The sequence below is a fragment of the Bradyrhizobium sp. 191 genome (assembly GCF_023100985.1).
GTDB classification, from domain to species: Bacteria; Pseudomonadota; Alphaproteobacteria; order Rhizobiales; family Xanthobacteraceae; genus Bradyrhizobium; species Bradyrhizobium diversitatis.
In genome coordinates, this window is sequence record NZ_CP064692.1 from 4,101,101 (window position 1) to 4,119,967 (window position 18,867).

At 65.7% G+C, this 18,867-nt stretch carries 16 protein-coding genes; 11 read left to right on the top strand and 5 right to left on the bottom strand.

All coding sequences use genetic code 11. The features are described 5' to 3' along the window. Nucleotides 1–277: 277 nt before the first annotated feature. Nucleotides 278–3,118 carry a preprotein translocase subunit SecA gene (gene secA / locus IVB23_RS19085; RefSeq protein ID WP_061882646.1) on the bottom strand — a complete coding sequence of 947 codons (2,841 nt, stop codon included), beginning with the start codon at nucleotides 3,116–3,118 and terminating at the stop codon, nucleotides 278–280. Between the two features lie 352 nt (nucleotides 3,119–3,470). On the opposite strand from secA, the gene IVB23_RS19090 reads away from it, so the two are divergent. The 3 genes from IVB23_RS19090 (at nucleotide 3,471) to IVB23_RS19100 (ending at nucleotide 6,167) form a co-directional block, all read left to right on the top strand. Then, nucleotides 3,471–4,409 carry a peptidylprolyl isomerase gene (locus IVB23_RS19090; protein WP_061882647.1) on the top strand — a complete coding sequence of 313 codons (939 nt, stop codon included), beginning with the start codon at nucleotides 3,471–3,473 and terminating at the stop codon, nucleotides 4,407–4,409. 101 nt (nucleotides 4,410–4,510) lie between these two features. Then, entirely contained in the window at nucleotides 4,511–5,752 is a 1,242-nt protein-coding gene (gene argJ / locus IVB23_RS19095; protein WP_247804685.1) for a bifunctional glutamate N-acetyltransferase/amino-acid acetyltransferase ArgJ, read from the top strand. A 4-nt stretch (nucleotides 5,753–5,756) separates the two neighbouring features. Beyond that, nucleotides 5,757–6,167 (top strand): (deoxy)nucleoside triphosphate pyrophosphohydrolase, encoded by a 411-nt coding sequence (locus IVB23_RS19100; RefSeq protein ID WP_061882649.1) that lies wholly within the window; start codon nucleotides 5,757–5,759, stop codon nucleotides 6,165–6,167. A 259-nt stretch (nucleotides 6,168–6,426) separates the two neighbouring features. Here the strand turns inward: IVB23_RS19100 and IVB23_RS19105 are convergent, their stop codons facing one another. Next, entirely contained in the window at nucleotides 6,427–7,275 is an 849-nt protein-coding gene (locus IVB23_RS19105; protein ID WP_247804934.1) for a methyltransferase domain-containing protein, read from the bottom strand. A 213-nt stretch (nucleotides 7,276–7,488) separates the two neighbouring features. On the opposite strand from IVB23_RS19105, the gene IVB23_RS19110 reads away from it, so the two are divergent. From IVB23_RS19110 to IVB23_RS19125, 4 genes are read left to right on the top strand one after another with little or no spacing between them, the layout of a single operon-like run. Beyond that, the gene (locus IVB23_RS19110) at nucleotides 7,489–8,298 is read left to right on the top strand and encodes a ComF family protein (RefSeq protein WP_247804686.1); all 810 of its coding nucleotides are present in this window, start codon (nucleotides 7,489–7,491) and stop codon (nucleotides 8,296–8,298) included. 35 nt (nucleotides 8,299–8,333) lie between these two features. Beyond that, nucleotides 8,334–8,609 (top strand): glutaredoxin 3, encoded by a 276-nt coding sequence (grxC, locus tag IVB23_RS19115; RefSeq protein WP_247804688.1) that lies wholly within the window; start codon nucleotides 8,334–8,336, stop codon nucleotides 8,607–8,609. Continuing rightward, complete coding sequence (locus IVB23_RS19120) at nucleotides 8,606–9,484, top strand: carbon-nitrogen hydrolase family protein (RefSeq protein WP_247804690.1); 879 nt, start codon at nucleotides 8,606–8,608, stop codon at nucleotides 9,482–9,484. The genes grxC and IVB23_RS19120 overlap by 4 nt, the downstream gene beginning before the upstream one ends. Continuing rightward, nucleotides 9,481–9,966 (top strand): DUF1178 family protein, encoded by a 486-nt coding sequence (locus IVB23_RS19125; protein ID WP_061882654.1) that lies wholly within the window; start codon nucleotides 9,481–9,483, stop codon nucleotides 9,964–9,966. The genes IVB23_RS19120 and IVB23_RS19125 overlap by 4 nt, the downstream gene beginning before the upstream one ends. A gap of 97 nt (nucleotides 9,967–10,063) precedes the next feature. Here the strand turns inward: IVB23_RS19125 and IVB23_RS19130 are convergent, their stop codons facing one another. The 3 genes from IVB23_RS19130 to IVB23_RS19140 all read right to left on the bottom strand — a co-directional run bounded on the left by IVB23_RS19130 (nucleotide 10,064) and on the right by IVB23_RS19140 (nucleotide 12,415). Then, complete coding sequence (locus IVB23_RS19130; RefSeq protein ID WP_247804691.1) at nucleotides 10,064–10,963, bottom strand: EamA family transporter; 900 nt, start codon at nucleotides 10,961–10,963, stop codon at nucleotides 10,064–10,066. Between the two features lie 202 nt (nucleotides 10,964–11,165). After that, nucleotides 11,166–11,933 (bottom strand): bifunctional 2-polyprenyl-6-hydroxyphenol methylase/3-demethylubiquinol 3-O-methyltransferase UbiG, encoded by a 768-nt coding sequence (gene ubiG, locus IVB23_RS19135; RefSeq protein ID WP_247804693.1) that lies wholly within the window; start codon nucleotides 11,931–11,933, stop codon nucleotides 11,166–11,168. 14 nt (nucleotides 11,934–11,947) lie between these two features. Further along, nucleotides 11,948–12,415 carry a PH domain-containing protein gene (locus tag IVB23_RS19140; RefSeq protein WP_061882657.1) on the bottom strand — a complete coding sequence of 156 codons (468 nt, stop codon included), beginning with the start codon at nucleotides 12,413–12,415 and terminating at the stop codon, nucleotides 11,948–11,950. Nucleotides 12,416–12,572: 157 nt separating this feature from the next. On the opposite strand from IVB23_RS19140, the gene IVB23_RS19145 reads away from it, so the two are divergent. From IVB23_RS19145 to prmC, 4 genes are all read left to right on the top strand, one after another. Continuing rightward, the gene (locus tag IVB23_RS19145; protein WP_061882658.1) at nucleotides 12,573–13,829 is read left to right on the top strand and encodes an aspartate kinase; all 1,257 of its coding nucleotides are present in this window, start codon (nucleotides 12,573–12,575) and stop codon (nucleotides 13,827–13,829) included. 374 nt (nucleotides 13,830–14,203) lie between these two features. Beyond that, a complete protein-coding gene (ptsP, locus tag IVB23_RS19150) occupies nucleotides 14,204–16,471 on the top strand; it encodes a phosphoenolpyruvate--protein phosphotransferase (protein WP_197968595.1) in 2,268 nt (755 codons plus the stop codon). A gap of 56 nt (nucleotides 16,472–16,527) precedes the next feature. Beyond that, entirely contained in the window at nucleotides 16,528–17,613 is a 1,086-nt protein-coding gene (gene prfA, locus IVB23_RS19155; protein WP_247804695.1) for a peptide chain release factor 1, read from the top strand. 3 nt (nucleotides 17,614–17,616) lie between these two features. Next, a complete protein-coding gene (gene prmC, locus IVB23_RS19160) occupies nucleotides 17,617–18,498 on the top strand; it encodes a peptide chain release factor N(5)-glutamine methyltransferase (protein ID WP_247804697.1) in 882 nt (293 codons plus the stop codon). Nucleotides 18,499–18,867 lie beyond the last annotated feature (369 nt).

Here is an 18,867-nt window from a genome sequence, read left to right on the forward strand (position 1 = left end):
TCAGTAGCTCGCTCGTCCGGCCGGGTAGGCCTCGTTATCCGGTAATTGTCCATCGAGCCGCGGCTTTGCTCCACGCTGTCTTCAGACCCCACCTCGCGATGACGCCCTTGCGCTTCGCTAACCCTTCGCCGTCATCAGGCTGGGTAGAGGACTTCCACCTCCAAGCTGTCGTTCATACTCGGCACACTACTGGGTCGCCCGGTCAAGCCGGGCGACGACAGTGGAGGATGAGGCGCGAATATCGCGCCTTACGCGCGCACGGCCGCGAAGTTAGCCGCTACGCATACCTGCCGTGGCAGTGCTTGTACTTCTTGCCTGAGCCGCACGGGCAGTCCTCATTGCGGCCGATCTTGCCCCAGCTGGCTGGGTTCTTCGGATCTCGTAGAGACGCATCCGTGGCCGGGGCGCCGAGGGTGACGCTGGCAAGCGCCATTTCGTCTTCGCCGGTATTCGGGTCGAACTTGTGCGCCTCCATCGGCGGCAGGACAGGAGCTTCCTGCTCCGGCGGGACGATCTCGACCCGCATCAGCTGCGCCGTGACCGCCTCGCGCAAGTGAGCGCTCATCTCCTGGAAGAGATTGAAGGCTTCGGTCTTGTACTCCTGCAGCGGATCGCGCTGGCCGTAGCCGCGGAGGCCAATGACCTGGCGCAGATGATCGAGCATGATCAGGTGCTCGCGCCAGAGATGGTCGAGGGTCTGGAGCAGGATGGTCTTCTCGACGTAACGCATCACGTCGGGGCCCCATTGCCCGACCTTGGCCGCCATGTGCTCGTCGGCCTTGGTCTCGATGCGGTTCAGCAGCTCCTCGTCGGCGATACCTTCTTCCTTCGCCCATTCGTCGACCGGCAGGTCGAGATCGAGCACGCGCTTCAGTTCCTCCTTCAGACCCGCGACATCCCACTGCTCGGCATAGGCATGCTCGGGCACGTGCTTGGCGACGAGGTCGTCGATGAAGGCGTGGCGCATGTCGGTGACGGTCTCGGCGACGCTCTCGTCCTTCATCAGCTCGACGCGCTGATCGAAGATTACCTTGCGCTGGTCGTTCTGGACGTTGTCGAACTTGAGGAGGTTCTTGCGGATGTCGAAGTTGCGCGCTTCGACCTTCTGCTGCGCCTTCTCCAGGGCCTTGTTGATCCAGGGATGGATGATGGCCTCGCCCTCTTGCAGGCCGAGACGCTGGAGCATGCTGTCGAGACGGTCCGAGCCGAAGATCCGCATCAGGTCATCTTCGAGCGACAGGAAGAATTTCGAGCGGCCGGGGTCGCCCTGACGGCCGGAACGGCCGCGCAGCTGGTTGTCGATACGGCGGGATTCGTGGCGCTCCGAGCCGATGATGTAGAGGCCGCCGGGCTTCTTCACGGTCTTGGCAGGCTTGGATCCCTTCGCCGGCTCGATCTCGACGGTCTCCTCGGCCTTGAGCACGATTTCGCGGAAGCGCTCGATGTCGGCCTTGATCTGCTCGATCTTCTTCGCCTTCTCGGCCTCGTCGGTGATAGCAGCGGTCTCCTGCTGGATGCGCATCTCCAGCGAGCCGCCGAGCTTGATGTCGGTGCCGCGGCCGGCCATGTTGGTGGCGATCGTAATCGCGCCGGGCACGCCGGCTTCCGCGACGATATAGGCCTCCTGCTCGTGGAAGCGCGCGTTCAGCACCGCGAACAGCTTCGCCTGCTTGCCGGCGCGGGCCGCGGCGTAGAGCTTGTCGAGCGCGCCCTCCTTGCCGAAATCGATCTGCTTGTAGCCGTTCTTCTTCAGGAACTCGGCAAGCACCTCCGATTTCTCGATCGACGCCGTGCCGACCAACACGGGCTGGAGCCGCGAATTGGCGCGCTCGATCTCGGCAAGAATGGCTGCGTATTTCTCCTGCTGGGTACGATAGACCTCGTCGTCCTCGTCGAGGCGCGCAACCGCCAGATTGGTCGGGATCTCCACGACCTCGAGCTTGTAGATGTCGAACAATTCGTCCGCTTCGGTCGCGGCCGTGCCGGTCATGCCCGCCAGCTTCTCGTACATGCGGAAGTAGTTCTGGAAGGTGATCGAGGCCAGCGTCTGGTTCTCGGGCTGGACCTGGACGTGCTCCTTGGCCTCCAGCGCCTGGTGCAGGCCTTCCGAATAGCGGCGGCCCGGCATCATGCGCCCGGTGAACTCGTCGATGATGACGACCTCGTTGTCGCGGACGATGTAGTCCTTGTCGCGCGTGAACAGCGTGTGGGCGCGCAGGGCCTGGTTGATGTGGTGCACGACGGAGACGTTCTCGACGTCGTAGAGCGACTCGCCCTTGAGCTGGCCGGCGTCGCGCAGCAGGGTCTCGATCTTCTCCATGCCGGCTTCGGTCAGCGTCACCGTGCGCTGCTTCTCGTCGACCTCGTAATCGGTCTTGTCGAGCCTGGGCAGGAAGCCGTCGATGGTGTTGTAGAAATCCGAGCGGTCGTCGAGTGGACCGGAGATGATCAACGGCGTGCGCGCCTCGTCGATCAGGATGGAGTCGACCTCGTCGACGATGGCGAAGAAGTGCGGGCGCTGGACCATGTCCTCGAGCCGGTACTTCATGTTGTCGCGCAGATAGTCGAAGCCGTATTCGTTGTTGGTGCCGTAGGTAATGTCGCAGGCATAGGCCGCCTTGCGCTCGGCATCGTCGAGGCCGTGCACGATCACGCCGGTGGTCATGCCGAGGAAGCCGTAGATCTGGCCCATCCAGCCGGAGTCGCGGCGGGCGAGGTAGTCGTTGACGGTGACGACATGGACGCCCTTGCCGGCGAGCGCATTGAGGTAGACCGCGAGCGTCGCGACCAGCGTCTTGCCTTCGCCGGTCTTCATCTCGGCGATGTCGCCCTCGTGCAGCACCATGCCGCCGATCAGCTGGACGTCGAAATGACGCTGGCCGAGCGTGCGCTTGGCAGCCTCGCGCACGGTGGCGAAGGCCGGTACCAGGAGATCGTCGAGCGTCTTGCCTTCGGCGAGCTGCTTCTTGAAGTCGGCGGTGCGCGCTTTCAGCGCCTCGTCCGAGAGTTTCGAGACCTCGGGCTCCAGCGCGTTGATCGCGTTGACGCGGGACTGGTATCCCTTCACCCGCCGGTCGTTGGCGGAGCCGAAAAACTTGCGGGCGAGCGCGCCGATCATGCCTAGTTCCTGTGTTCGCGATTCAACCGCGTTGCAGCCAAGAAGTTGTCACCCGCCCGCCTATCAACTCACCGTGACGCCTCGCGGCATCAGAGCCCGGACTGCGGGTTCATCCGCCATATGGGTGGGAATTGGGCAAGTCTGGGTTCAACGGCCAAAAACGCAGCAAAATAAACGCCATCGCCATGGTCGCGACCGGGCAGAGATATGGCCCGGTCAGGGCCTTGTCAACGGCGGGCGCATTGCGGCTAATTCATCATTTTGACAGACTTTTCGCGTTGCCAAGCCCCCCTGAATTGGGCGAGTGTCCGCCCCGCTCGAGCAGCCCCCTGCTTCAACATAAGGATTTTCCATGACCACCTCGTTCCCGGTAACCACCGGCCAGCGCTTCCGGCATGCGTCGGCCCTGGCTGGCAGCCTCGGCTTGACAGCCTGCTTGGCGCTGTCCCTGGCGTTCGCGGGCCCGCTCCGGGCCGCCGACGATCCGGTGCTGGCGAAGGTCAATGGCGCGGAAATCAAGAAGAGCGACGTCGCCATGGCCGAGGAGGAACTCGGGCCGAGCCTCGCCCAGATGGACCCGGCGACCAAGGACGAGAACGTCCTGTCCTTTCTCATCGACATGAAGATCGTCAGCAAGGCTGCCGAAGACAAGAAGATCGCCGACAGCGAGGAGTTCAAGAAGCGCCTGGCATTCGCCCGCAACCGGCTCCTGATGGACAGCCTGCTCGCCAATGAAGGCAAGGCCGCCACCACGCCGGACGCCATGAAGAAGGTCTACGAGGAAGCCGCCAAGCAGATCACGGGCGAGCAGGAGGTGCGCGCCCGCCACATCCTGGTCGAGACCGAGGACGAGGCCAAGGCGGTCAAGGCCGAGCTCGACAAGGGCGCCGATTTCGCCGAGCTCGCCAAGAAGAAGTCCAAGGACCCGGGCTCCGCCGATGGCGGCGACCTCGGCTTCTTCACCAAGGAGCAGATGGTGCCGGAGTTCTCGGCCGTGGCGTTCTCGCTTGAGCCCGGCAAGATCTCCGACCCCGTGAAGTCGCAGTTCGGCTGGCACATCATCAAGGTCGAGGAAAAGCGCAACCGCAAGGCGCCCGATTTCGAGCAGGTCAAGGCCCAGATCGAGCAGTACGTGACCCGCAAGGCTCAGGCCGAGTATGTCGCCAAACTGCGCACCGAAGCCAAGGTCGAGCGGCTGGACCAGCCGGCGGCGGATGCGTCCAAGGACGCCAAGCCGGCGGATCCTGCCAAGCCGTCCGACAGCAAGATGGCGCCGCCAGCGAAGAAGTAAGAATTCGCTGTCACTTCGCTGACGCCGAGAGTATCTAAGCATCGCAATGGCCGGGCATCCCCCGGCCATCTGCATGTCCAGACCCACCAAGGCGCCCCACGATGTCCTCTGCCGTCTCTCCCCTCGCCCCCAAAACCGTTCCCGACATGCCCGTGATCGCGGGCATCCGTCTTGCGACGGCCGAAGCCGGCATCCGCTACAAGAACCGCACCGACGTGCTGCTGGCGGTGGTGGACAAGGGCACCGCCGTCGCCGGCGTCTTCACCAAGTCGAAGTGCCCCTCCGCCCCGGTGGAATGGTGCCGCGCCAAGCTGAAGGGCGGCAAGGCCCGCGCGCTCGTGGTCAATTCCGGCAATGCCAATGCCTTCACCGGCAAGACCGGCCGCGCCTCCACCGCGCTGACCGCGAAGATCGCCGCCAAGGCGGTCGGGTGCAGCGAGGGCGAGATCTTCCTGGCCTCGACCGGCGTGATCGGCGAGCCGCTGGATGCGACCAAATTCGACGGCGTGCTCGGCCGCCTCGCCGAGACCGCCGAGCCCGGCGACTATCTCGCCGCGGCCAAGGCGATCATGACCACCGACACATTCCCGAAAGTCGCGACCGCGACGGTCAAGCTCGGCAAGGCCAGGGTCACCATCAACGGCATGGCCAAGGGCGCCGGCATGATCGCCCCCGACATGGCAACGATGCTGTCGTTCATCTTCACCGACGCCCCGATCGCGCCGGCCGCGCTGCAGGCGCTGCTCAAGAGCGGCGTGGAGGACACTTTCAATGCGGTGACGATCGATGGCGACACGTCGACGTCGGACACGCTGCTGGCCTTTGCGACCGGCGCCGCCGCCGGGCAGGGCGCACCGAAGATCAGCCGCGCCAGCGATCCGCGCCTGAAGGCCTTCGTCAAAGCCTTCAACCAGGTGCTTGCCAACCTCGCCGAGCAGGTGGCACGCGACGGCGAAGGCGCGCGCAAGCTGGTCGAGATCACGGTCGAGGGCGCCAAGACCAAGGCCTCGGCGCGCAAGATCGCGATGTCGATCGCCAACTCGCCGCTGGTGAAGACCGCGATCGCGGGCGAAGACGCCAATTGGGGGCGCGTGGTGATGGCGGTCGGCAAGGCCGGCGAGCCGGCCGATCGCGACAAGCTCTCGATCTCGTTCAACGGCATCCGCGTCGCCAAGAGCGGCGCGCGCGATCCTGACTATGACGAAGCGCAGGTGTCGGAAGCGATGAAGGCGCCGGAGATCGCGATCAAGGTCTCGCTCGGGCTCGGCAAGGGTCGCGACCGCGTGCTGACCTGCGACCTCACCAAGGAATACGTCGCGATCAACGGGGATTACAGGTCCTGATCGGATGGCCGAACTGAAGCTCACCCTCGTCGTGGCCTGCGCGCTGGTCGATGCCGACAAGCGCATCCTGATCGCGCAACGTCCCGAGGGCAAGCAGCTGGCCGGCCTTTGGGAATTTCCCGGCGGCAAGCTCGAGCCGGGCGAGCGACCGGAGCAAAGCCTGATCCGCGAGCTCCATGAGGAGCTCGGCATCACCGTCGCCGAGCCATGCCTCGCGCCGCTGACCTTCGCCAGCTACGGCTACGAGACCTTTCACCTCCTGATGCCGCTCTACATCTGCCGGCGCTGGGAAGGGATGGTGACGGCGCGCGAAGGGCAGAACCTCGCCTGGGTCCGCGCCAACAAGCTGCGCGACTATCCGATGCCGCCGGCGGACATTCCGCTGATCCCGCATCTGATCGATCTGCTGATGTGAGGTCGCAGTCGCCACGCCTCAATCTCTATCGTCGTCCCGGACAAGCGCGCCCAAAGCGCGCGCAGATCCGGGACCCATAACCACGGAGCCATGTTGTAGAGGAAGTGGTCACTCCGAATCCTCGCCAAACGACTTCCTGTGGTTATGGGTCCCGGATCGGCGCTGCGCTCTGGACAACGCTACGCGTTGCCAGGCTACGCTTGTCCGGGACGACATCCAATTCTTGGACGACGATCTCGGCCACGACGGAGAGAACGACTCAGCGTTCCCCCGCCTTCTTCACCGCTTCCGCCAGGCTCGCCTTCGCCGATCCCGGCTTCAGCGGCTGCTGCTGGCTCGCATGGGGGGCCCAGCCGGACAGCCAGATGATGTCGAACGTTGCGCGAATGCGGCCGTCGGCATTGGCAAAGCGCTCGGCGTAGATTTCGGCCATCCGCAGCAGCGTCGCGCGCCGGCTCGGCGTGCGCCGCCGCTCGATCATCACGTTGGCCGCGCCCATGCGGCGGAGATCCTGCATCAGCGCGAACGCATTGGCATAGCGCACCACGACGCGGTCGACGTCGGTGACCGGCAGCGCGAAGCCCGCCCGCTGCAACAGAGCGCCGATGTCGCGCAGGTCGGCGAACGGCGCCACGCGCGGCGACACGCCGCCCTCGCATTCGGCTTCCGCCGCGGCGAAGGCCTGCCGCAACTCGGTCAGGCTGTCGCCGCCGATCATCGCGGCGAGCAGCAGGCCGTCCGGCTTCAGCGCCCGGCGAACCTGCGCAAGCACACCCGGCAGGTCGTTGACGAATTGCAGCGCCAGCGCCGAGACGACGAGATCGAGGCTTTCCGGCGCGAAGGGCAGCGTCTCCGCGCCCGTCGCGTCGGGTGCAATCCGCGCGATTGCCGGAAGCCGCGTGCGCAACACAGCGAGCCCGTCGCCGGGCGTCCAGAGATCGGCCGGAGCGTGAAACTCGCGCATCACCGCAGCCAGCCGGTCGGACATGTCCTCGGCCACGCGATCGAGCAGAAATGTCACCTCGCCCAGCGCCTGCGCGCGCCGCTGCCGCGCGTTCAGCAAGGCGCGATCGAACAAGGCGGGCGGGGTTTGCGGGGTCTGAGCCATGCCGCTGGTTACGCCGATCGCCACGGTTCTTGCAACGCTCTCGTGTCCCGGACGCGCTGCAGCGCTGCTGCGCAGAGCCGGGACCCATGCATCTGCACGTGCGGCTCGCTGGGCCCCGGCTCAGCAGCGCACCACTGCGCGGTGCGCTGCGTCCGGGGCACGAGACCGGTACAGCCGCTTGAGCCCTTGCAAGCGGAACGCTAGCCTTGTCTCATGGAAGCCGACGCCGCCCCCACCCGCTCGATCGCCGTACTGCTGCGGGCCGCGTGGACGGCTGGCCGCCACGTGGTGTCGCGCGCGGCACGGCTCGCGCTCGACATCGCACTGCCGACGCAATGCGTATCCTGCCACGAGCCGGTCGACGGCGAGGGCGTTTGTGCTTCGTGCTGGGCGCGGCTGTCGTTCATCGAGCGACCCTACTGTCCGCGGCTGGGCATTCCCTTCGTTTATGACCCGGGCCCCGACATGCTGTCGATGGAGGCGATCGCGAGCCCGCCGGCCTACCAGCGCGCGCGGGCGGCGGTACGTTACGACGACGTCGCGCGCACGCTGGTGCATGCGCTGAAATACCAGGACCGCACCGATCTGGCGCCCGCCATGGGCCGCTGGATGGCACGGGCGGGCGGCGAGCTGCTGGCCGGCGCCGACATGCTGGTGCCGGTGCCCCTGCACTGGCGGCGGGCCTGGCGGCGCCGCTACAACCAGTCCGGGGCGCTGGCGCGCGTGATCGCGCGGCAGAGCGGCGTCAAGGTGCAGAGCGATGTGCTGCGCCGGGTGCGCGCCACCGAGCAGCAGATCGGCCTGTCGCGTGCCCAGCGCGCCACCAATGTGCAGGGCGCATTCCAGGTATCTCCCGACCGTCAGGCCGAGATTCAGGGCCGCCGCATTGTCCTGATCGACGATGTCCTGACCTCGGGGGCGACGCTGGATGCCTGCGCGCGGGTCCTGCTCCGCGCCAAAGCGGCCCAGGTCGACGTGCTGGTCTTCGCCCGGGTTGTCGAAAGCGGCCCCCGTCCCATATAGTTCAATGACTTCATGACATGAGAGCGCCAGACGAAATGACTGCTGCTGTCGAGATCTACACTAGGCCGGGCTGCGGCTATTGTTCCGCCGCCAAGTCGCTGCTGACCCGCAAGAAGGCGACCTTCACCGAATTCGACGTCGCCAAGAACCCGTCCTGGCGCCAGGAAATGTACGGCCGCGCCGGCCAAGGTTCGACTTTCCCGCAGATCTGGATCGGCGGCGCCCATGTCGGCGGCTGCGACGAGCTCTATGCGCTCGACCGCAACGGCAAGCTCGACGGCATGCTCGAGAGCGTCAAGGCGGTCTCATGAGCGAGAATCGCACCTTCACCGGGGCCATGGTGCAGATGCGCACCGGCCTGATGCCCGAGCCGAGCCTCGAACAGGCAACGAAACTGATCCGGCAGGCTGCGGCCAACGGCGCCGACTACGTGCAGACGCCCGAAGTCAGCAACATGATGCAGCTGAACCGCAAGGCATTGTTCGAGCATCTGCAGAGTGAAGAGGACGACGCTTCGCTGAAGGCCTATCGCGCCCTCGCGGCGGAATTGAAGATTCATCTCCATGTCGGCTCGCTGGCGCTGCGCTTCTCGCCGGAGAAGGCGGTCAACCGCTCCTTCCTGATCGGGCCCGAGGGCGATGTGCTCGCGAGCTACGACAAGATCCACATGTTCGACATCGAGCTGCCGGACGGCGAGAGCTATCGCGAATCCGCCAATTACCAGCCGGGCGAGACCGCCGTGATCTCGGATCTGCCCTGGGGCCGCGTGGGCTTGACGATCTGCTACGATGTGCGCTTCCCGGCACTCTACCGTGCGCTCGCCGAGAGCGGCGCGTATTTCATCACGGTGCCGTCGGCCTTCACCCGCAAGACCGGCGAAGCGCATTGGCACGTGCTGCTGCGCGCACGCGCGATCGAGACCGGCTGCTTCGTCTTCGCCGCGGCCCAGGCCGGCCTGCACGAGAACAAGCGCGAGACTTACGGCCACTCGCTGATCATCGATCCCTGGGGCGAGATCCTCGCCGAGGGCGATGTCGAGCCCGGCATCATCATGGCCAGGATCGACCCAGCCAAGGTCGAGACCGCCCGCCGGGCCATTCCGTCGCTCCAGCATGGCCGCCGCTTCGGCGTCTCCGACCCCAAGGCGGGACCGGACCATTTGCACCTCGTGCGGGGCTCGGCATGATCCGCTACGCCCTTCGCTGCGACCGGGACCACGCCTTCGAGAGCTGGTTCCAGAGCTCGTCGGCCTATGATTCGCAGGTGAAGCGGAAGCTCGTGACCTGCCCGATCTGCGGCTCGGCCAAGGTCGACAAGGCGATCATGGCGCCACGCATCGTCGGCAAGAAGGGCCGCGGTCCCGCAGTGCCGCCGCCGGAGCCAGTTACCACGGCCACGACGCCCGATGCTGCACCGTCAGGACCGACCCCGCTGCTGATGGCGCAGGAGCGCGAGCTGCGCGCCAAGCTCAAGGAGCTGCGCGATCACATCGTCAAGAACGCCGACAATGTCGGCGAGCGTTTTCCGAACGAAGCCCGCGCCATGCACTACGGCGACAAGGAGCACCGTCCGATCTACGGCGAGGCCTCGCCGGAAGAGGCGAAGTCGCTGATCGACGAAGGCATCGAGGTCTCGCCGCTGCCGACGCTCCCGGAAGACCGGAACTGACGCGCGGAGCGCGTCAGTTCCGGGACGGTCCGAAGGACCGGACCCGGGATCTCGAGATTCCGGGTTCGCCCGTCGGGCGCCCCGGAATGACGCCCAGCTACACCGCCACCAGCACCGCCACGCCGATCACGATCAGCGCGATCCCTGCGAGCTCGCGCGGCGCGATCGGCTGCTTGAACGAGTAGTAGGCCACGGCCTGCGCGAACAGCACCTCGATCAAAGCGAGTGTGCGGACATTGGCAGCCGCCGTCAGCGCGAACGCCAGGAACCAGAATTGCGAGGCGAAGGCGCCCGTGAAGCCGGCGAGCATCGACGGCCGCCATAATCCGAGGATTCCCCGCAATACGTCTGGCGCGCGTAGAAGCAGATAGATCGTCAGCACCAGCGTCTGCACGAACAGGCCGAGCACCAGCGTGAACGAGGAGGCCGTCACGAACGACACGTCGGGCACCGTGATGATCGCTCCGCGAAAACCAACCGCGGACAGCGCGAACGCCGCGGCGGCGACGAGGCCGGTGATGGTCGGCTTCAGTTCGGCAAAGCTCTTCTCGCCGCCGGGGCGCAGCGCGGTGATGACGACGCCGACGGTGGCGATCGCGATCGCGAGCACCTTGAGCCAGGTGAGGTGATCGCCGAGGAAGATGAAGCCGAAGATCGCGGTCTGTATCGCCTCGGTCTTCAGGTAAGCCGTCGTCACCACGAAGGAGCGGTCGTTCATCGCAAGCAGCATCAGGCCGGTGGCGACGATCTGGCTGAGTGCCCCTAACAGCAGCCAGGGCCAGAACACGGTCGGCGGCACGCTCAGATGATCGCCGGTCGCGAGCAGCACGACGGCGAGGAACAGCACCGAGAATGGAAAGCCGAACAGGAAGCGGATATTGGTCGCGCCCCAGGTCCCCAGCGGCTTCGTCAACGACCGCTGCATCGCATTGCGCGCGACCTGCCCGAGCGCGGCAATGATGGTGAAGGGAATCCAGAGGCTGGCGATGGTGAGCATCGGGGTGGGTAATCAGAGAGGAATGGTGATCAGCGTGACGGGAACAGATTCGCTGGTCAACCGCATGGGTGTCATGGGTGCGATGCGCTCGCAACAAATTCGGTGTCGTCCCTGCGCACGCACTAGGGCATGCACGTATCTAGTGCGTTCGCAGGGACGACACCGCCCGGGGCGTTGGACTTCGCATCTCGCTCATGCCCCCTCACACCATGGCTTCCGCAACCACCATGTAATTCACGTCCATATCGGACGAGAGGGTCCATTTGTCGGCGAAGGGGCTGTAGACCACGCCGGTCTGCTCCGTGATGACGAGGCGGGTGTCGAGCAGGTGTTTTGCGAGCTCGTCGGGGGTGACGAACTTGCTCCATTCGTGGGTGCCGCGCGGCAGCCAGCGCAGCACGTATTCGGCGCCGACGATGGCGAGCGCGAAGCTCTTCCAGTTGCGGTTCAGCGTCGAGACCACCATCAGGCCGTTCGGCTTCAGCATCGCGGCGCAGCGCTTCAGGAAGACGCCGACATCGACGACGTGCTCGACCACCTCCATCGCCAGCACGATGTCGAAGCGCTCGCGCGGGTCGATCTCCTCCACCGTGGTGCAGCGGTAGTCGATCGCAAGATGGCTCTTGTCGGCGTGGAGCTTTGCGGCCGCGATGTTGCTCTGGGAAGGATCGATGCCGATGACCTGTGCGCCCAGCCGCGACAACGGCTCGCACAGCAGGCCGGCGCCGCAGCCGATGTCGAGCACGCGCAGGGACCCGAGGCAATTGAGGCTGCGCACGTTGCGCTCGAACTTGCGGCAGGCGGCATCGCGGATATAGCCGAGCCGCAGCGGGTTGATCCGGTGCAGCGGCGCCATCCTGCCCTTGGGGTCCCACCACTCCGCGGAGAGTTTTGAGAATTTCGCGATCTCGGCGGCGTCGACGGTGGAGCCCGGCTGGGCGGAAAGGGAAGTATTTTGCTGCATGCTCATGGTTGCGCGCGGTCCTACCGCGTGGTGATCGAACTACGGAAGGCGAGCGGCGAGGCGATGGTCCTGATCGTCTCGATGCCCTCGCCGACGCCGCGAATCGTCACGTCGCCGTAGTTGAGAATACGTCCAAGGATGGACTGGTCGACGTCGACACTCTCGACCTTGTCCAGCGCCATCTCGAAGGTTCGGCGCTTGATGAAACCGGTCTTGTGCACGACCCTGAGATTGGTGACGTCGGTCTCGGTGGTGAAGCGATGGAACCAGCCCTTGATGGTCCAATACAAGGCGGCCAGAGCCACGAGACCCGAGGCGACCAGGCAAAGCAGGACGAGCCAGTCGGCGGTGGCCTGCCGGGACAGCACGAACAGGGCCAGCGCCACGATCCAGGCCACGATGGCCGGAAAGTGGAAGATCCAGTGCGCATTGGTCGAATACAGCACCCGCTCGCCCGGTTGCAGGATCTCGTCGATATAGCGCGCCATGATCTCGGTTGACCTACTTTCCCCCGCGCCCTGCCCCCCGCAGGAACCCGCTTGCCCCCCGGCCCCCGCCGCTATGTATACGCGCGTCGGTGTCCGCGAGGCACCCGTCCGGTGCGGGTCACCATACTGATCCTTATGAAGGAATGCACGCGTCGTCATGAGCCGCCTCGTGATGAAATTCGGCGGCACGTCCGTCGCCAACATCGAACGTATCCGCAACGTCGCACGCCATGTGAAGCGTGAGGTCGATGCCGGCCATGAAGTGGCCGTGGTCGTCTCGGCGATGGCCGGCAAGACCAACGAGCTGGTCGCCTGGTGCACCGAGGCCTCGCCGATGCACGACGCGCGCGAATACGACGCCGTGGTCGCCTCGGGCGAACAGGTGACGTCGGGTCTTCTTGCCATCGTGCTCCAGGGCATGGGCATCCAGGCCCGCTCCTGGCAGGGCTGGCAGATCCCGATCAAGACCAGCGACGCCCATGCCTCGGCCCGGATCGAGGACATCGACGGCAGCGAGATCATCAAGCGCTTTAGGGAGCGCAAGGAGGTCGCGGTCATCGCCGGCTTCCAGGGCATCAACCCCGAGACCAATCGCATCACCACGCTCGGCCGTGGCGGCTCCGACACCTCGGCCGTGGCGATCGCCGCCGCCGTCAAGGCGGATCGCTGCGACATCTACACCGACGTCGACGGCGTCTACACTACCGACCCGCGAATCGTGCCGAAGGCCAGGAGGCTCGACAAGATCGCGTTCGAAGACATGCTGGAACTGGCCTCGCAGGGCGCCAAGGTGCTCCAGGTCCGCTCGGTGGAACTCGGCATGGTCCACAACATGCCGATCTTCGTCCGCTCGAGCTTCGACAAGCCCGAGGATATCGACCCGCATGCCAACCAGCCGCCCGGCACGCTGATCTGCAGCGAGGAGGAGATCATGGAAAGCCACGTCGTCACCGGCATCGCCTTTTCGAAGGACGAGGCTCAGATCTCGGTGCGCCAGATCGAGGACAAGCCCGGCGTCGCGGCCTCGATCTTCGGCCCGCTGGCGGATGCCAACATCAACGTCGACATGATCGTGCAGAATGTGTCCGAGGACGGCAAGACCACCGACCTCACCTTCACGGTGCCGGCCGCCGACTATACCCGCGCCAAGGATACGATTACCGCCGCCAAGGCCAAGATCGGCTATGCGCGGCTCGATACCGCCACCGACGTCGCCAAGATCTCGGTGATCGGCAGCGGCATGCGCAGCCATGCCGGCGTTGCCGCCCAGGCGTTCTCGGCCCTCGCCGGGCGGAACATCAACATCCGGGCTATTACAACCTCCGAGATCAAATTCTCGGTTCTGATCGATGCCGCCTATACCGAGCTGGCGGTGCGCACCCTGCATACGCTCTACGGCCTCGATCAGGCCTGAAGCGCGACCATCGTTGCGCTTCAGGTTGTTGTCAGAGCATGGTCTTTCCGGAAAACCGCCTCGCACTTTCCCGGACCATGCCTAGGCTAATTTTCTCTTAGCGGTCGCAGCAAACGGGAAGGTGTACACACCTTCGCGTTTGGCAGGCGTTTTGCTTGGCAAAACAAGCCTCAATTCGCTATACGGCGAACAGGGTGGGCTGCCGCAGACTGTGTCCCAGTTCAGGCGGCGCTGATTCGGTACAAGCGCTAAATCTCAGGTAGATTTTGGGCTTGTGCCTGCGCCGGACAAACAATTTGGTTGTTTTTCTGGAATTTTGAGCCAGCCGCCGGCTGATACCGCCGGGCCCGGCAGACGGAGGAGATTGACGGTTCATGCGGAGCGCGTCGGGAGGTCCCCGCGTCTTGTTGAGACGGCTCCGCGAAACCATGGCGGAGCAGGTCTCGGCCCAGGAGCGGCTGGACAAGATCGTGGTGCTGATCGCCGCCAACATGGTGGCCGAGGTGTGTTCGGTCTATGTGCTGCGCATCGACAACACGCTCGAGCTCTACGCCACCGAAGGTCTCAACCGCGAGGCGGTGCACCATACCGTGCTCAGCGCCCATGAAGGCCTGGTCGGCCTGGTCGCCAGCGAGGCGACGCCGCTCAATCTGAGCGATGCGCAGAGCCACCCCGCCTTCTCGTTCCGCCCCGAGACCGGCGAAGAGATCTACCACTCCTTCCTCGGCGTGCCGATCCTGCGCGCCGGCAACACGCTCGGCGTGCTGGTGGTGCAGAACCGCGCCAAGCGCAACTATGTCGAGGAGGAGCTCGAGGCACTCCAGACCACCGCGATGGTGCTGGCCGAGCTGATTGCCTCGGGCGAGCTGTCCGCGCTGGCCCAGCCGGGCCAGGAGCCGGCGGCGCGCCATTCCGCGCAGAAGGCCGGCGCGATCCTGTCCGAGGGTATCGCGCTCGGCCATGTCGTGCTGCACGAGCCCCGCGTCGTCATCAAGGACTACATCGCCGAGGACCTGCCGAAGGAGATCAAGCGGCTGGACACCGCGCTCGCCAAGCTGCGCGCCGACCTCGACCGCATGCTGGAGCGCGGCGACGTCGCCGACGGCGGCGAGCATCGCGAGGTGCTGGAAGCCTACCGCATGTTCGCCAACGACCAGGGCTGGTCGCACAAGCTGCACGAGGCGGTCGCCACCGGCCTCACCGCGGAAGCCGCCGTCGAACGCGTGCAATCCGACACCCGCGCGCGCATGCTGCGCTCGACCGATCCATACTTGCGCGACCGCCTGCACGACCTCGAAGACCTCGGCTACCGCCTGATGCGGCAGCTGGTCGGCCAGGATCACGCGCCTTCGCGCGAACAATTGCCCGACAATGCCATCGTCATCGCCCGCGCGATGGGCCCGGCGGCACTGCTCGACTACGACCGCAAGCGCCTGCGCGGCATCGTGCTGGAGGAAGGCACCGCCAATTCGCACGTCTCGATCGTGGCGCGCGCGCTCGGCATTCCCGCGGTCGGCGAAGTACCGAACGCGCCCGGCATCGCCGATCCCGGCGACGCCATCATCGTCGACGGCACGTCCGGCTCGATCTATGTGCGGCCGTCGCAGGAGATCGAGGCGGCCTTCGCCGAGCGCGTGCGCTTCCGCGCCCGCCGCCAGGCCCAGTATCTGGCGCTGCGCGACCGGCCCTGCGTCACCAAGGACGGCCAGAAGGTCGAGCTGATGATCAACGCAGGGCTCGCCATCGACCTGCCGCATATCGAGGACACCGGCAGCGCCGGCATCGGCCTGTTCCGCACCGAGCTGCAATTCATGGTCGGCCAGAGCCTGCCGCGCACCAGCGACCAGCTCGCGCTCTATCGCACCGTGCTGGACGCCGCCGGCAGCAAGCCCGTCACCTTCCGCACCCTCGACATCGGCGGCGACAAGGCGCTGCCCTATATGGAAGCCGTGATCGAGGAAAATCCCGCGCTCGGCTGGCGCGCGATCCGGCTCGGGCTGGATCGTCCCGGCCTGCTGCGCGGCCAGATCCGCGCGCTGCTGCGCGCCGGCGGCGGCCGCGCGCTGCGCATCATGTTCCCGATGATCTCGGAGGTCGCCGAGTTCGATTCGGCCAAGGCGCTGGTCGAGCGCGAGCTGACATATCTGCGCCAGCACGGCCACACGCTGCCTGAAAGAATCGACATCGGCACCATGGTCGAGGTGCCGGCGCTGCTGTACCAGCTCGACGAGCTCCTGAAGAAGGTCGACTTCATCTCGGTCGGCTCCAACGATCTGTTCCAGTTCCTGTTCGCGGTCGATCGCGGCAATGCCAAGGTGTCCGAACGCTTCGACACCATGTCGGCGCCGATCCTGCGCGCGCTGCGCGACATCGCAAGCAAGGCGCACGCGGCGAAGAAATCGCTCTCGCTGTGCGGCGAGATGGCGTCGAAGCCGATCGGCGCGCTGGCGCTGATCGGGCTGGGCTACCGCTCGCTGTCGCTCTCGGCGACTGCGCTCGGCCCGGTCAAGGCGATGGTGCTCGACCTCGACGCCAAGAAGGCCGAGGCGGCGCTTGGCCCGCTGCTGGATGCGCCGGCCGGCAGCGTCTCGATCCGGCAGAAGCTGACGGAATTTGCCGAGGCCGAAGGGCTGGCCTTGTAGCGGGCCTGTCGCCGCGTCCTGCCGCCCCGCCTCTTGCCGCTATTGAGACTGAACCGATGTCATCACTCCCCGAAGCCAAACTGGACGTCCTGCTCGCGCATCACGCCTCGCTCGAGGCCGAATCGCTCGGACAACTCACCTCCGAGCGGTATGTGCAGATCACACGCGAGCTCGCCGAGATCACCCCGTTGGTCGAAGCGGTGAAGGCTTATCGCTCCGCCGTCAAGGAGCTGGCGGACACCGAGGCGCTGATCGCCGATCCGGCGACCGATGCCGAGATGCGCAGCATGGCGGAGGCCGAACGCGACGAGCTGACGCGACAAATCGAGGAGCTGGTCCAGAAGATCCGCGTCGCGCTGTTGCCGAAGGACGCCATGGACGACCGCAACGTGGTGCTGGAAATCCGCGCCGGCACCGGCGGCGACGAAGCCTCGCTGTTCGCCGGCGACCTGTTCCGAATGTACGAGCGCTTTGCCAGCCTTCAGGGCTGGAAGGTCGAGGTGATCTCGGCCAGCGAAGGCACCGTCGGCGGCTACAAGGAAATCATCGCCGAGGTGCAGGGCCGCGGCGCGTTCTCGAAGCTGAAGTTCGAATCCGGCGTGCACCGCGTGCAGCGCGTGCCCGACACCGAGACGCAGGGACGCATCCACACCTCGGCCGCGACGGTGGCCGTGCTGCCGGAGGTCGAGGACGTCGACGTCGACATCAAGAACGACGACCTGCGGATCGAGACCATGCGCGCGCAAGGAGCGGGCGGCCAGCACGTCAACAAGACCGAATCGGCGATCCGCATCACCCACATCCCGACCGGCATCGTGGTGATGATGCAGGACAGCCGCTCGCAGCACAAGAACCGCGCCTCCGCCATGAACATCCTGCGCTCGCGCATCTACGACGCCGAGCGGCAACGCGTCGACGCCGCACGCTCCGCCGAGCGCAAGGAGAAGGTCGGCTCCGGGGACCGCTCCGAGCGCATCCGCACCTATAATTTTCCGCAAGGGCGCGTCACCGACCACCGCATCAACCTCACGCTCTACAAGCTGCCGCAGGTGATCGCGGGTGAAGCCCTGGGCGAATTGATCGATGCACTGACGACGGAGCACCAGGCCGCACAGCTCGCTGCGCAAGGCGCGGCGGCCTGAGGCGTGAGCAACCCCTTCACCGGACAATCCATCGAGGGTGCGCGGCGCACGCTCGCTGCGCTGTTGAGATCGGCACAGCTCGACGAAGCCGAGCTCGACGCCCGCATCCTGATCGGTGCGGTGCTCGGCCTCGACCTCACCGGCCTGGTCACGCAGGCTGCCCGTCCCCTCACCGCGGCCGAAGCATCGCGGCTCGCGCAGCATGCGCAGCGCCGCGTCGCCGGCGAGCCGGTGGCGCGCATCCTCGGAACACGCGAATTCTGGGGCCTGCCATTTCGCTTGTCGGAAGCAACCCTGGTCCCGCGCCCCGATACCGAGACCGTGGTCGAGCTTGCACTCGAGATATTTCGCGAGCGGCAGGCGTCTCATCCGCCGCGTATCGCCGACATCGGCACCGGATCCGGCGCGATCCTGCTCGCGCTGCTGCACGAAATTCCTGATGCTTTCGGCGTCGGCACCGATCTCAGCCAGAACGCGCTCAGAACCGCCAGGGACAATGCCGCCGCGCTCGGCCTCGCCGACCGCGCCGCCTTCGTCGCCTGCTCCTACGCCGCTGCGCTCCGCGGCCCGTTCGATCTCATCGTCTCGAACCCGCCCTATATTCCCTCGGCCGAGATTCCGAAACTGAGCATCGAGGTGCGCGGGCACGATCCGTATCTGGCGCTCGACGGGGGCAATGACGGATATGACGCCTACCGCGCGCTGATCCCCCAGGCGGCCGAACGGCTCGCGCCCGGCGGAGCGGTGATCGTCGAGGCCGGACAGGGTCAGGCCCAAAATATTGAAACCTTGATGAGGGGCGCCGCGTTATCGCTGGACCGGCCGCCCAAGGCCGACCTGGCGGGCATTCCGCGGGCCGTTTCGGCCCGAAAAATGCCTCCATAAAAGCTGGATTGGGCTGCAAAAACCTCTTGGAATATCGCCTGGGAACGACTACGTTCCGTCCAACACATCGGTGCCGGCCCCGTATACCTACGGGTGAAAGCCGGGCTCTCGGGCGAGAGCGTTACTGATTTAAAGGTTCCAAGCCGCAGGTCCTGTTGAGCGCGATGGCCAGTGGAGCTGCGCTGCTCTCCGACCGCAACGTGAACGAAAGCCTGATATTGCGCTTGAAGACTTACGCAAGAACGCTGGGCTTGTTTCGGCAGGCGAAATGAATGGGTTCGCTGGCAACGAATGCTGGCGGGTGGGGAACGCGTCTTTGTTGAACGCGACGGTCGACGAACATTGGCAGGGCTCGATCCGGCTTGCGCG